This window comes from Limosilactobacillus reuteri, assembly GCF_034259105.1.
In the GTDB taxonomy this organism is placed as follows: domain Bacteria; phylum Bacillota; class Bacilli; order Lactobacillales; family Lactobacillaceae; genus Limosilactobacillus; species Limosilactobacillus reuteri_G.
Genome location: NZ_CP139478.1, coordinates 917,848 through 930,249 on the forward strand (window position 1 = coordinate 917,848; position 12,402 = coordinate 930,249).

Consider the following 12,402-nt stretch of genomic DNA (forward strand, 5'->3'; position numbering starts at 1 on the left):
AGGAAAGAACTTACTCTTCCCAGTCTCTTTTCTTTTTAAAAGGCCTGTTCAATGCTTAAAATCATCGATTGTGATATATTTAAAAATGATAGTAAAAGGAGGGCATAATATGACCTACTCAGAACAAATGCTTGATCAATTAGAAGCAGGAAAGTTAAAAGAAGCCCAAAACTCATTTAAACTCGCACTAATTAATGATGATGATGATATGTTATTTAGCCTTGCAGAAGAATTATATGCATTAGGCTTTCTTCAACAGGCACGAACGATTTACTTAAAATTATTAGATCGTTATCCCGATGAAGACGAATTAAAGACTAATTTAGCGACGATTGCAATTGATGAGGGACATAATGACGAAGCTTTATCATACTTAGCCCAGATTAAACCAGACTCGCCAGCTTATGTTCAATCATTACTGGTTGCAGCGGACTTATATCAAACCGAAGAAGAATTTGAAGTAACGGAGGAAAAATTAAAAGAAGCTTATGCATTGGCTCCCGACGAACCAGCTGTTGAATTTGCACTCGGTGAATTTTACTTTATGGTTGGCCAATATTCTGAAGCAATCCAATATTACTTCCAACTAATTAAAAATGGGTATACTGACTTTGCAAAAGTTGATATTGCGGGACGTCTAGGGATTTGTTACGCTCAGAGCGGTCAGTTTAAGAAGGCTTTAGGGTACTTCAATCAGGTTAAACCGGAATACCAGACTAGTGATATTCGTTTCCAAAAGGGGCTGACCCAACTTCAATTAGGAGATACTGAGAAGGCAATAAAAACTTTAGAGGATCTTATCAACGATGATAACCAATATGCATCTGCTTATCCTGAACTAGCAAAGGCGTATGAAAAAGAAAACAAGTATCAGCAAGCATTACGGGTTGTCCAAGAAGGGCTCAGTGTTGATCAATACAATGAATACCTCTATTCACACGCAGCTGAAATTACCAGTCACCTTGGCGATCAAAAGTTAATGAAGAAATACTTGGTAAAGGCGCATGAACTTGCTCCAGAGAATATGACAATTACCTTGCAATATAGTAATTTCTTGCTTCACCAACACGATGATGAGGCAAATATTAAGCTTTTAAGTCCATTGGTAAAAGAAGATGAGACTGATCCACAATTATATTGGAATCTAGCACGGTCATATCAACGAACTGATCAGCTTGAATTAGCCGGAAAATATTATGAAGCTGCTTTGCCGGCTTATAGTGAAAATCCAACATTTTTAAAAGAACTAATTAATTACTACCGCGAAACTGGTGAAACTGATAAGTTAATGGATGAATTAGAACACTATCTCCGGTTAGTCCCAACAGACACTGAAATGCAAGATCTCTATGACCAATATGAAGATTACAAATAATTTTTAATTTAAATGAGACAGGAAACGTTAACGATTTTAACCGTTCTTTACGCTTCCTGTCTCTTTTTAGTAGTAACTTAATTTGTTATAATCAACTTTGATTATCAAAATGAGGACATGATTAAATGAAAATAAAACAATTACCAGCTATATTTGAACCAGCACGCCCTGTCTTACAAAAAATAGAGGAGGCTGGCTACGAAGCATATTTTGTTGGCGGTTGTGTCCGTGACACTATCTTGCATGATGAGATTCATGATATAGATATAGCAACGAGTGCTTACCCTAGTGAAATAAAGGCGATTTTTAACCACACTGTTGATACTGGAATTGAACATGGTACAGTTATGATTCTCGACCATGGAACGGGATATGAAACGACTACTTTTAGAACCGAGTCAGGTTACCAAGACTACCGCCGTCCTGATAAAGTGACTTTTGTTCGTTCATTAAGTGAAGATCTCCAGCGTCGAGACTTCACAATTAACGCCCTCGCCTTACGCGAAGATGGGGAAGTTATTGATCTGTTTGACGGACTAGAAGACTTGCAAAAACATCTTATTAAAGCGGTTGGCAATCCTAATGAACGTTTTCATGAAGATGCTTTACGGATGATGCGGGCTGTGCGTTTTGCAAGTAAGCTTGATTTTGTCATTGATACTGCAACATTAAAAGGGATTAAAGAAAATGCACCATTATTAGAAAAAATTGCAGTTGAACGAATCCGGGTTGAGTTAGAAAAACTATTGTTAGGTCAAAATCCAGTAGCGGGCTTAAAAGATTTTATTGCGACTGGATTGTACCAATATTGTCCAGGTTTGGAAAATGCGCAAGCTGCTTTATCGGCTTTATTAATCCTTAACCAATGGCATTTGGAAAATGAGGCTCAATTGTGGTCAGTTTTAAGCTTACAACTCCAGCTTGATCAAAAAGAAATTAGTAAATTCTTAAAGAAGTGGAAGACAGCAAATGATTTAATTGCGCAAGTCAAAAAGGTAGTTCCAGCAGTCCAAGCAATTCGTCAACGTGCGCTTACACCAACACTAATGTTTAATACCGGTGAAACAGCTCTCCATGATGCTAACCAAGTAGCTAAGTTATATGGATGGGCAATTAATGATGAAGAATTGCAAAAAGCTTATCAAAAGTTACCAATTAAAAACGCTAAAGAATTAGCAATTGATGGTCGAGCATTAATTACTAAAGCGGGGGTAAAACCGGGACCTTTGATGGGGAAGATTCTTCAGCAATTAACGCTGGCAGTGGTAAATGGCGAGATAGTTAACGATGCAACAGCCTTATTAGAAAAAGTAGAAGAGATAACGAAAGAGGGATAATATGCAAACAATGCGTGCAGAGAGTCTAACCAGCACATACGGTGAAAAGACCTTATTTGATAATATTTCGTTTATTATCAATGAAAATGATCGAATTGGACTGATTGGTGTTAATGGAAGTGGAAAGACCAGTCTTCTTAACGTAATTAGTGGGGAAGTAAACCCAGAAGGCGGCGGTCAGATTACTAAACCGAATGATTATACGATCGGTTATTTAAAGCAGCAGCCTGAACTTGATGAAAACAAAACAATCATGGAAGCTGTTTTTGAAGGTAAACAACCAGTCTTCGAAACGATTCGTCAATATGAGCTGGCTCTTGAACGCTTCACAAAGCATCCAGAAGATCCACAAGCAATTGATCGTTACACAAAAATGCAGGCACGGATGGACCAAGAAGATGCATGGGAAGCAGATAGTCGGGTGAAGACGATTCTGACCCAGTTAAAGATAAAAGATGTAAGTCAAAAGATTGCTCAACTTTCTGGAGGACAAAAGAAACGGGTTGGGTTAGCACAAGTTTTAATTCAACAGCCAGATCTCTTATTACTGGATGAACCGACTAACCACTTAGACCTCGATTCGGTAGTTTGGCTCCAAGATTTTCTTCGTAGTTATAAGGGTGCCGTCCTTGTTGTTACCCATGATCGGTACTTCCTTGATCAAATTACAAATCATATCTGGGAACTATCTTTTGGTAAACTTTACCACTACGAGGGAAATTATCAGGACTTTGTAGCAAAAAAGGCGGAACGAGTAGAATTAGCTAAAGATACTGAGAAAAAGAATCAACAGTTATATAAAAAAGAATTAGCCTGGATGCGGACAGGTGCAAAAGCCCGTTCCACAAAACAAAAGGGGCGAATCAATCGGTTCCACGAATTAGAAGGAAAAATCGGTAATCTTAAAACGGATGAAGATATTGCTATTAATCTTGGATCACAACGTCTAGGGAAAGATGTTATTCAATTTAAGGATGCCAACTTAAAATTTGATAATCACCAAATCCTCCATGGCTTCAATTGGCTTGTTCAGGCAGGCGATCGAATTGGAATTACTGGTGAAAACGGGGCAGGTAAGACGAGTTTATTAAACGTGATTGCCCAACGTGTCCCCCTAGATAGTGGTGTCCTTAAGATTGGTGAAACCGTTAAGTTAGGATATTATACCCAGCAAACAGAAGGAATTGACAATGATAAGCGGATGATTAGTTTCTTGTCCGAAATTGCAGATAATGTTACTGATAAAGATGGCAATAAGCTCAGCGTTACCCAATTATTAGAACGTTTCTTATTTCCTCGTTTTATGCATGGTACTTTGATCCGCAAGCTTTCTGGGGGTGAAAAGCGACGATTATACCTCTTAAAGATCTTAATGCAGCAGCCCAATGTCTTATTACTGGATGAGCCAACTAACGACCTTGATATTGGAACATTAACAGTTCTTGAAGATTACCTAGATAATTTTGCGGGAACTGTAATTACAGTTTCTCATGATCGCTATTTCTTAGATAAAGTGGCTGACAATTTGCTAGTCTTCAACGGAAATGGAGATATTGAGCGTTATACGGGACGGTTTACTGATTATTTAACTGCTAAAAAGGAAGAAGCAGATAAGGGTAAAGAGCTTAAAAATGATCAAAAAGCCGTTGCCAAAAAGCAGGCAAGTAAGCAAGAACCAGCTAAGAAAGAAAAAACAAAACTTACTTATGCTGAACAACTCGAGTGGGATCATATTGATGAAGAATTAGACGCCCTTGATCAACAGCATCAGCAATTAGAAAATGAAATGGCTGAAGCGGCAAGCGATTATACGAAAATTGCTAAGTTACAAAAGCAGCTAAATGAAATACAAGAAAAAATTGATGAAAAGACAGCTCGTTGGGAGTATTTAAGCACATACGTTGACGAGTAAAGAAAGGGAACATAAGGATGGCAACAAATGTAAATGAAGAGCAATACTTAGACTTAATTCGTTATGTTTTGACGAATGGACATCAAAAGGGTGATCGGACAGGAACAGGTACTAAATCTGTTTTCGGATATCAGATGCGGTTTGACCTAAGTAAAGGTTTTCCTATTTTAACTACCAAGAAAGTCCCATTTGGTTTGATTAAGAGTGAATTACTATGGTTTTTACGAGGTGACACTAACATTCGCTTCTTACTTCAACACAAGAATCATATTTGGGATGAATGGGCATTTAAGAAGTGGGTGGAAAGTGCTGAATATCAAGGCCCAGATATGGCAGACTTTGGTCACCGCTGGCTTAAAGATCCAGAGTTTAAGCAGGTCTATCTCCAAGAAAAAAAAGCATTTTGTCAGCGAATTCTTGAAGATGATGATTTTGCCCAAAAGTATGGCGATTTGGGGCTTGTTTATGGAAGTCAGTGGCGAAAATGGAAGACGAGTCAAGGCGACACAATTGATCAAATCGCTAACGTTATCCAGCAGATTAAAACTACTCCGGATTCACGGCGGATGATTGTTTCAGCTTGGAATCCAGAAGATGTTCCTTCCATGGCTCTTCCTCCATGTCACACCATGTTCCAATTTTATGTTAATGATGGAAAGCTTAGTTGTCAGCTCTATCAACGGAGTGCCGACATCTTTTTAGGGGTTCCATTCAATATCGCTAGTTATGCCTTATTGACGCATATGATTGCTCATCAATGCGGTCTAGAACCTGGCGAGTTTGTTCATACTTTAGGGGATGCTCACATTTATCTGAACCACCTTGATCAAGTTAAAGAACAGCTGACAAGAACACCTCATGAAGCTCCTAAATTGATTTTACCTGCTGAACCAAAACCGGTCGATCAATATGAAATGACTGATATTAAGTTAGAAGGATATACTCATGAGCCGGCAATCAAGGCGCCCGTAGCAGTTTAAAAGGAGTGGTTCAAAATGAGTGAGCTGAATTTAATCTGGGCCGAAGATTTAAATGGCTGGATTGGCAAAGATAATACAATTCCGTGGCATGTTTCGGCTGATATGAAGCATTTTAAGACAAAAACTACTGGTCACCCAATTATAATGGGGCGAAAAACTTTTGCTTCTCTTGGCAATAAACCGTTGCCTAAGCGAGAAAATATTGTGCTTACCAGTCAGAACATAGATACTGAAGGAGTGAAAGTCGTTCATTCTTTAGCCGCCCTTAAAGAATATCTTAAAGCAAATCCAAACGAATATTTTGTAATCGGTGGGGCAACGATCTATCAGCAATTACTCCCAATGGCGACAAAGCTAACACGAACGGTGATAAATAAGCAAATTGTTGGAGATACAAAAATGCCAACGATCGATTATGACCGTTGGCATTTAGTAAACCGTAATAATTATGAAAAAGATGACCAGCTAGTTTGTCGTTTTGAAGAATGGAACCTAAACGTATAAAAGAATTGAGAAATACATTAATATCGTTCCAATGAGGACAAAGATATGCCAAATCAAATGGGTATATGCAGTTGGCCGGCTGTAAAAGAGGGCCCCAAGAGTAAAGGAAAGTCCTCCTAGTAGGAGCAAGCCGAAGCCAACTGGACCAAGCGCACGCCAGAGAGGCATGAAGGCGACTAGACATAGCCAGCCCATTAGAATGTAAATAATGGTTGAATATTTACTTTTATGTTTTAACCAAATACATTTATACACGATTCCAATAACAGATAGGCCCCAAATCACGCCGAAAATTGTCCAGCCTAAACAGCCACGGATACTAACTAAACAATAGGGAGTATAGGTTGCAGCAATAAGCACAAAGATCATTGAATGGTCGAGAATTTGAAAAACCCGTTTGGCTCGTGTAAAGATCAAGGCATGAAATAAGGTTGACGAAAGGTAAAAAAGAATTAAAGCACTTCCGTAAATAGTAAAGGTAACAATTCGCATGGGACTACCAGTCTGAACAGCTCTGATAATTAACAAGATCAAGCCAGCGATCGATAGTCCTGCCCCGATCCCATGAGTAACTGCATTACCGATTTCTATTAACAAAGTACGCCGATCTCTTGTCTCTTTTTGTGTATCCATCAAAAAACCCCTTTCCAAAGACCAATGAATTTTTAAAATATTTTTGTTATACTAAATAAATAGTAATTGATCCTACAAAATTAGATAAAATTGAGTATAATAGTACTTGAAATAAATTATCTAGTTCTCAATACTAGATAATTATAGCACAAATTGTTCAGGAAGAGTGGTAAGTTTCATGGCAAAGATAAAAATTGTTTGTGACTCATCAGCAGGATTAACTGATGAAGAAATTAAAAAATATGACATTACAATTATACCATTAAGTGTAATGATTGATGGGACGGTATACGTTGAGCGTGAAACAATTACAAACGAACAGTTCCCTGAAATGATGAAGAATGCTAAGTCACTACCAAAGACTTCCCAACCACCAATTGGAAAGTTTGTCGATGCGTTTGATAAGCTAGGTGAAGATGGTAGTGAAGTATTATGCGTTACAATGATGGAATCAATTAGTGGGACCGTCCACGCGGCTGAACAAGCGGCTGGAATGACAAAGACAAAAGTTACAGTCTACGATTCCCAGTCAACCGACCAAGTAATGGGCTTTGAAATACTTGAAGCAGCCCAAGTGATTGAAGACGGTGGCAGCGTTGAGGATGCAATTGCTAAGATGAAAGAAGTACTTAGTAAATCTGAACTTTACTTGGCAATTGATAACCTTGATAATTTAGTTGCTGGTGGCCGAATCAGTAAATTTGCTGGTGCTATTTCTAACCTATTAAACATTAAAGTTATGCTCCATGTGTATGATGGTCAGATTCATATTGAATCAAAAGGCCGGGGTATTAAATCAATGCATAAAGAATGGGATAAGATTTTAGATGAGATGGCACGGGGACCAAAAGTTAAGCGAATTGGAATTTCTCATGTCGATGCTGGCAAAGAAGTAGAACGCTTATTAGCAAAACTAAAAGAACTTTATCCAGAAATCGAGGTTACTGTTCGAGAGACAGTGCCAATTATTGCAACTCACACTGGAATGGGTGCTTGTTGTTTGCTATACTATACAGAATAATCTTTGATAAAAATAAGTGGAGAGAGTGGAAAATAACCGCTTTGTGGCGACGCAAAGCTAGTTCCACGTTCTCTTACTATTGTTCATAAAAGCGGTTGAGGCTGAGAGAAAGCAAAAAGTTTTCTCCCAGCCTCTATCTTCTTAAAATCTTAAAATAAAGGACTATAGAATAGATGAAAAAGTGGACTAAATGGCTATTGTTATCGCTTTTGGCTATTATGATTATTGGTGGGGGATGGTATACTGTTAACCACTTTACAAATTTAACTAGTAATAGTTCAAAAGTTGTTACACCAAAGTATGTTGAAAAGAAAAATGTAAAGCTGGTTGCACTAGGCGATTCCCTTACTCACGGTCAAGGGGATGAAACTAATAATGGTGGGTATGTTGGGGTAATTAAGGAAAAAATTGAACACCGTTATCACCAAACTAAGGTGACAACAGTCAATTACGGGGTAACAGGGGACCGATCCGACCAGATTCTTGACCGATTAAATCAGCAATCTCAATTACGTAGTGACTTACGGAGCGCGGATGTGATTACGATGACTGTTGGTGGAAATGATCTGATGCAAATCCTGGAAAAAAATGTAATGGGCTCTAAACGGCAAGTCACTAGTAGTGTTGAAAGTGGCGAAAAAACTTATCAACAAAAATTAATTAAGCTATTTGATGCAGTTCGAAAGGAAAATCCTAAGGCCCCTATTTTTGTGATGAGCATTTATAATCCCTTCTATACCTATTTCCCAGATGTAACAATTATCAACAAGTCAATTAATCAATGGAACCAAACTACACAAGATACAATGAATAATTATAAGTCAATGTATTTTGTGAACATTAATAAGTTGATGTCATATGGTCAATATCAGACTAAGAGTCAACAACAACAGCTGATCAAGGAAGAAGAGAAGGCTAACCAAGGGCAGGTCAGTCAAAAGCGGGTCATTGAAATTATGAATCATAAGGATAAGAACCTTAATAAATATATTTCAACAGAAGATAATTTTCATCCTAATCATACGGGATACGTCAAAATTGCTGACCAATTATTTAAGGTAATGCAAAAACATGATAGCTGGGAATTCACACGGAGGTAAAAATGAAAAATTCTGAAGAAAAAAAGATTAATTGGTGGAAGTGGGCCTTTTTTTGCTTAGTAGCCTTGATTGTAATTAGCTGTGGGGTTGTATTGAACAAGGCGACTGCACCAACTCCTGCTACTACAACTAGCAAAGCAGTAAAGCCAAGCGATTCGTCGGTAACGGTTGAATTGAATAAAAAACAGGTGAATGCTTTAGCTGCTAACTACCTGAATCAGTTTCTAAAAGGGCAAAAGATCCGTTATGATTTTATTGTTGGCGATCAGTATGCTACCTTGACAGGAAATACTAAGTTTCTAGGGGCTAAGGTGCGATTTGCTATTAACTTTATTCCTGAACGATTAAGTAACGGAAATGTCTTGTTGCGGGCTAGGGGACTTTCCGTTGGACGGTTAAATATCCCGATCAAATTTGTGATGGGTTATATTGCAAAGAATTATAATATTCCTAAATGGGTAACAATTAATCCACAAAAGAAGACAGTTTTATTAGACCTTAATCGTTATAGCAAGCACCGTTCTCTTAAGTACTCGGCTCAGGAAATTAACATGCAAGAAGGACGGTTTAAGTTTTTAATCACGGTCCCAACAAGTAATGAATAAATATTGGAGGAAATTAAAATGAGAATGAGTTTTTATCAGTTTTTAATGACTCAACGAAACCCGAATAGTGCAGATGAAGTTCAACAGTTTGCAAACAACGCTTTTTTGGATACTACTTTTCCTAAGCATTCAGAGGATTTTGATGAAATTTCGCATTATTTAGAAGAAAATGCTGACTATTTGCCATCAATGACAATTTTTGATGAAGCTTGGCAACGGTATATTGATGCAATGAATTAGAAAAGAAGGGAGAAAGTCAAATGGCAACAATTCAATGGTTCCCAGGACATATGGCAAAAGCATTACGCCAAATTCGTGAACAAATGCCACTAGTAGATATTTTATTTGAGCTAGTAGATGCACGTGTCCCCTATTCGTCACAAAATCCAGAAGTGGCACTAGCTGCAGGAGAAAAGCCCAAACTTTTAATTATGACAAAGACGGACCTGGCAGACCAGAAACGATTAAATGAATGGATTAAGTACTTTGAGCAGCATAATCAGCCAGTTCTTGCCCTTGATTCACGGCAAAATAACGTGGCAAAAGTTGTAACGGCTAAAAGTAAAGAGATATTAAAAGATAAATTGGCAGAAGAAAAAGCCAAGGGAATGAAAAAGAGGCCGATTCGGGCAATGTGTGTTGGTGTTCCCAATGTAGGGAAATCAACCCTTTTAAATCACCTGGTAAAAAAGAACGTCGCGGCTACTGGAAACCGTCCAGGAGTTACTACCGGACAACAATGGTTACGGTCATCAGCAGAATTGGAATTACTTGATACTCCGGGTGTCCTTTGGCATAAATTTGCTACTCCTAAGCAAGGAATAATGCTTGCTTTAACGGGAGCAATTAAAGATAGCTTATACGCAAAGGATGATGTAGCTTTGTTTGCCCTTGATTACTTGCGGCAACACCAGCCAGAAGTGTTAAAGCAACGTTACCACTTAACTGATGCAGATCTGGACGAATCAGTTACCAATCCGGATTTACTATTAACGATTACTGCTAAAATGGGCTTTCGTGATGATTATGACCGGGCTAGTGAACGGTTGATTTTTGACTTACGAAAGGGAAAATTAGGACCAATCACTTTGGAAGTACCTGCTGACTTAAATGAGGATGGACTAAATGAATAAGGAAACCATTAGTCAAATTAAGGCCCGTTTACAAACTATTACAGATGCAACTGATCCTTACTTGCAAACTATTCGTGATGATTCGCGCAAGGGTGTTAAAACGGCAATTCAGCAATTTGAGCGCCGACTTGCACGGCAGAAGGAAGCTGAAGAGGCGTTCAATAACCGGTTCAAATACGAAAAGTACTATTGGGAAAATGGATGTCAGTATATTGCAGGGATGGATGAAGTAGGAAGAGGACCATTGGCTGGACCAGTGGTTACTTGTGCAGTAATTTTAAATGCAGATTTTGACCTGGTAGGGGTAACTGATTCTAAACAATTAACTAGGCATGAACGGGAAAATTTATATTTACGGATTGTTGATGAGGCGGTTGAAGTTAGCATCGCGGTGAATGATGCGCCAGTGATTGATCAAATGAATATTTATGCTGCTACCCAGGATGCAATGATTCGGGCAATTAATCACCTTCACCATCGGCCAGATCATCTGATTGTTGATGCTGTCCCGTTAGCAATTGATATTCCCCAGACGACTTTGATCATGGGGGATCAAAAGAGTATTAGCGTTGCTGCAGCCAGTATTGTCGCAAAAGAATACCGTGATCACCTAATGCGAGACTATGATTATGTTTATCCAGGATATGGTTTTGCACAAAATATGGGTTATGGGACTAAAGAACATTTAGCCGGCCTAGAAAAAATGGGGGCAACTCCTATTCATCGGCGTTCTTTTAATCCCGTTCCAAAATATTTAAATTAAAAAATGCATTTTCAAAAAGCTTTCGTATATAAATATAAGGAGGCTTTTTTATGTTACAAGTAAATGATTTTCTATTACGGTTAAGTTTATGTCGCGGAATTGGCTTAGTTTCAAAGTATCGTCTATGGGAGTGTGCTCAACAGGCACGCTGTTTTAATAATATTGACTATTTGATTGACCATGCAAATGTTAGCTTACGAAGTGCATCGTCATTGAAAAATAATTGGACCAGTCCAGAGCTTGATCAAGCAGTGGCCTTAAACAGTCAGGAAAAATTTATTACGATTGCGGATCCGTTATACCCGATCACCTTGAAAGAAACGTACTGTCCGCCCTTGGTATTGTTTTATCGTGGTAATCTGAGCTTGCTCCATCAGCCTTCAATTGGTGTTGTTGGCACTAGGCAGATAACTAATTATGGACAGAGCGCTTTACGAGGATTGCTGCCACCAGTAATTAAGCGGCAGATAGTAGTAATCAGTGGTTTAGCTCAAGGAGTAGATGGTTTTAGCCATGAACTGGCGCTAAAACATGGTGGCCTTACTATCGGGGTGATTGGGACTGGTTTAGATCAAGCTTATCCCCGAAATCACCAAGTCCTTCAAGATGAGGTGGCCAGACAAGGATTAGTAATTTCTGAGTATGGGCGGGGTGAACCACCTGTGGCTTATCATTTTCCAGAGCGAAATCGAATTATTGCAGGTTTAAGCGAAGTGGTTTTGGTTGTCGAGGCAAAGAAAAGGAGTGGGAGTTTAATCACAGCTAATATCGGTTTAGATGAAAATCGGTCTGTATGCGCTATTCCTGGAAGAATTGATGCTCCCTTATCAGTAGGATGTAACAGTTTAATCGCAGCTGGCGCGAAACCAATTCTCAGCGCCCAAGATCTGCTAGATGAGTTTCGGCTGTACGATTCAAGGGCTTGATTTCTGGTGAGAAGTTGATTAAAATTTTTTGTTCAGTTAGAGATTATATTTGACAGATGGTAGTCAAATGGATTAATAATATTATTGAATGAAATATTAAAAATGTTAGGAGC

At 38.5% G+C, this 12,402-nt stretch carries 13 protein-coding genes; 12 read left to right on the forward strand and 1 reads right to left on the reverse strand.

Annotated features, from left to right (window positions below):
* The first annotated feature begins 109 nt into the window (after positions 1-109).
* From SH603_RS05400 to SH603_RS05420, 5 genes are all read left to right on the forward strand, one after another.
* Complete coding sequence (locus SH603_RS05400) at positions 110-1,375, forward strand: tetratricopeptide repeat protein (protein ID WP_321534180.1); 1,266 nt, start codon at positions 110-112, stop codon at positions 1,373-1,375.
* Between the two features lie 125 nt (positions 1,376-1,500).
* Positions 1,501-2,712 (forward strand): CCA tRNA nucleotidyltransferase, encoded by a 1,212-nt coding sequence (locus SH603_RS05405; protein ID WP_321534181.1) that lies wholly within the window; start codon positions 1,501-1,503, stop codon positions 2,710-2,712.
* A 1-nt stretch (position 2,713) separates the two neighbouring features.
* Complete coding sequence (locus SH603_RS05410; RefSeq protein ID WP_169472521.1) at positions 2,714-4,624, forward strand: ABC-F family ATP-binding cassette domain-containing protein; 1,911 nt, start codon at positions 2,714-2,716, stop codon at positions 4,622-4,624.
* Between the two features lie 17 nt (positions 4,625-4,641).
* Complete coding sequence (locus SH603_RS05415) at positions 4,642-5,604, forward strand: thymidylate synthase (protein WP_169471971.1); 963 nt, start codon at positions 4,642-4,644, stop codon at positions 5,602-5,604.
* Positions 5,605-5,619: 15 nt separating this feature from the next.
* The gene (locus tag SH603_RS05420; RefSeq protein ID WP_169472520.1) at positions 5,620-6,108 is read left to right on the forward strand and encodes a dihydrofolate reductase; all 489 of its coding nucleotides are present in this window, start codon (positions 5,620-5,622) and stop codon (positions 6,106-6,108) included.
* Here the strand turns inward: SH603_RS05420 and trhA are convergent.
* Entirely contained in the window at positions 6,097-6,741 is a 645-nt protein-coding gene (trhA, locus tag SH603_RS05425) for a PAQR family membrane homeostasis protein TrhA (protein ID WP_321534182.1), read from the reverse strand. The two genes, SH603_RS05420 and trhA, sit on opposite strands and share 12 nt — an antisense overlap.
* 178 nt (positions 6,742-6,919) lie before the next feature.
* Between trhA and SH603_RS05430 the strand changes: the two genes are divergently transcribed.
* From SH603_RS05430 to dprA, 7 genes are all read left to right on the forward strand, one after another.
* Complete coding sequence (locus SH603_RS05430) at positions 6,920-7,762, forward strand: DegV family protein (RefSeq protein ID WP_153701982.1); 843 nt, start codon at positions 6,920-6,922, stop codon at positions 7,760-7,762.
* Positions 7,763-7,935: 173 nt separating this feature from the next.
* Positions 7,936-8,862 carry an SGNH/GDSL hydrolase family protein gene (locus tag SH603_RS05435; RefSeq protein WP_169471974.1) on the forward strand — a complete coding sequence of 309 codons (927 nt, stop codon included), beginning with the start codon at positions 7,936-7,938 and terminating at the stop codon, positions 8,860-8,862.
* A 2-nt stretch (positions 8,863-8,864) separates the two neighbouring features.
* A complete protein-coding gene (locus SH603_RS05440; RefSeq protein WP_065532863.1) occupies positions 8,865-9,467 on the forward strand; it encodes a YpmS family protein in 603 nt (200 codons plus the stop codon).
* An 18-nt stretch (positions 9,468-9,485) separates the two neighbouring features.
* Positions 9,486-9,707, forward strand: coding sequence for a YozE family protein (locus tag SH603_RS05445; protein WP_003670906.1), 222 nt, complete (start codon positions 9,486-9,488; stop codon positions 9,705-9,707).
* 20 nt (positions 9,708-9,727) lie between these two features.
* On the forward strand, positions 9,728-10,600 hold the full coding sequence (ylqF, locus tag SH603_RS05450; RefSeq protein WP_019254033.1) for a ribosome biogenesis GTPase YlqF: 873 nt from the start codon (positions 9,728-9,730) through the stop codon (positions 10,598-10,600).
* Positions 10,593-11,363 (forward strand): ribonuclease HII, encoded by a 771-nt coding sequence (locus SH603_RS05455; protein ID WP_169472517.1) that lies wholly within the window; start codon positions 10,593-10,595, stop codon positions 11,361-11,363. Before ylqF ends, SH603_RS05455 begins: the two co-directional genes overlap by 8 nt.
* 50 nt (positions 11,364-11,413) lie before the next feature.
* On the forward strand, positions 11,414-12,289 hold the full coding sequence (dprA, locus tag SH603_RS05460; protein WP_321534183.1) for a DNA-processing protein DprA: 876 nt from the start codon (positions 11,414-11,416) through the stop codon (positions 12,287-12,289).
* Positions 12,290-12,402 lie beyond the last annotated feature (113 nt).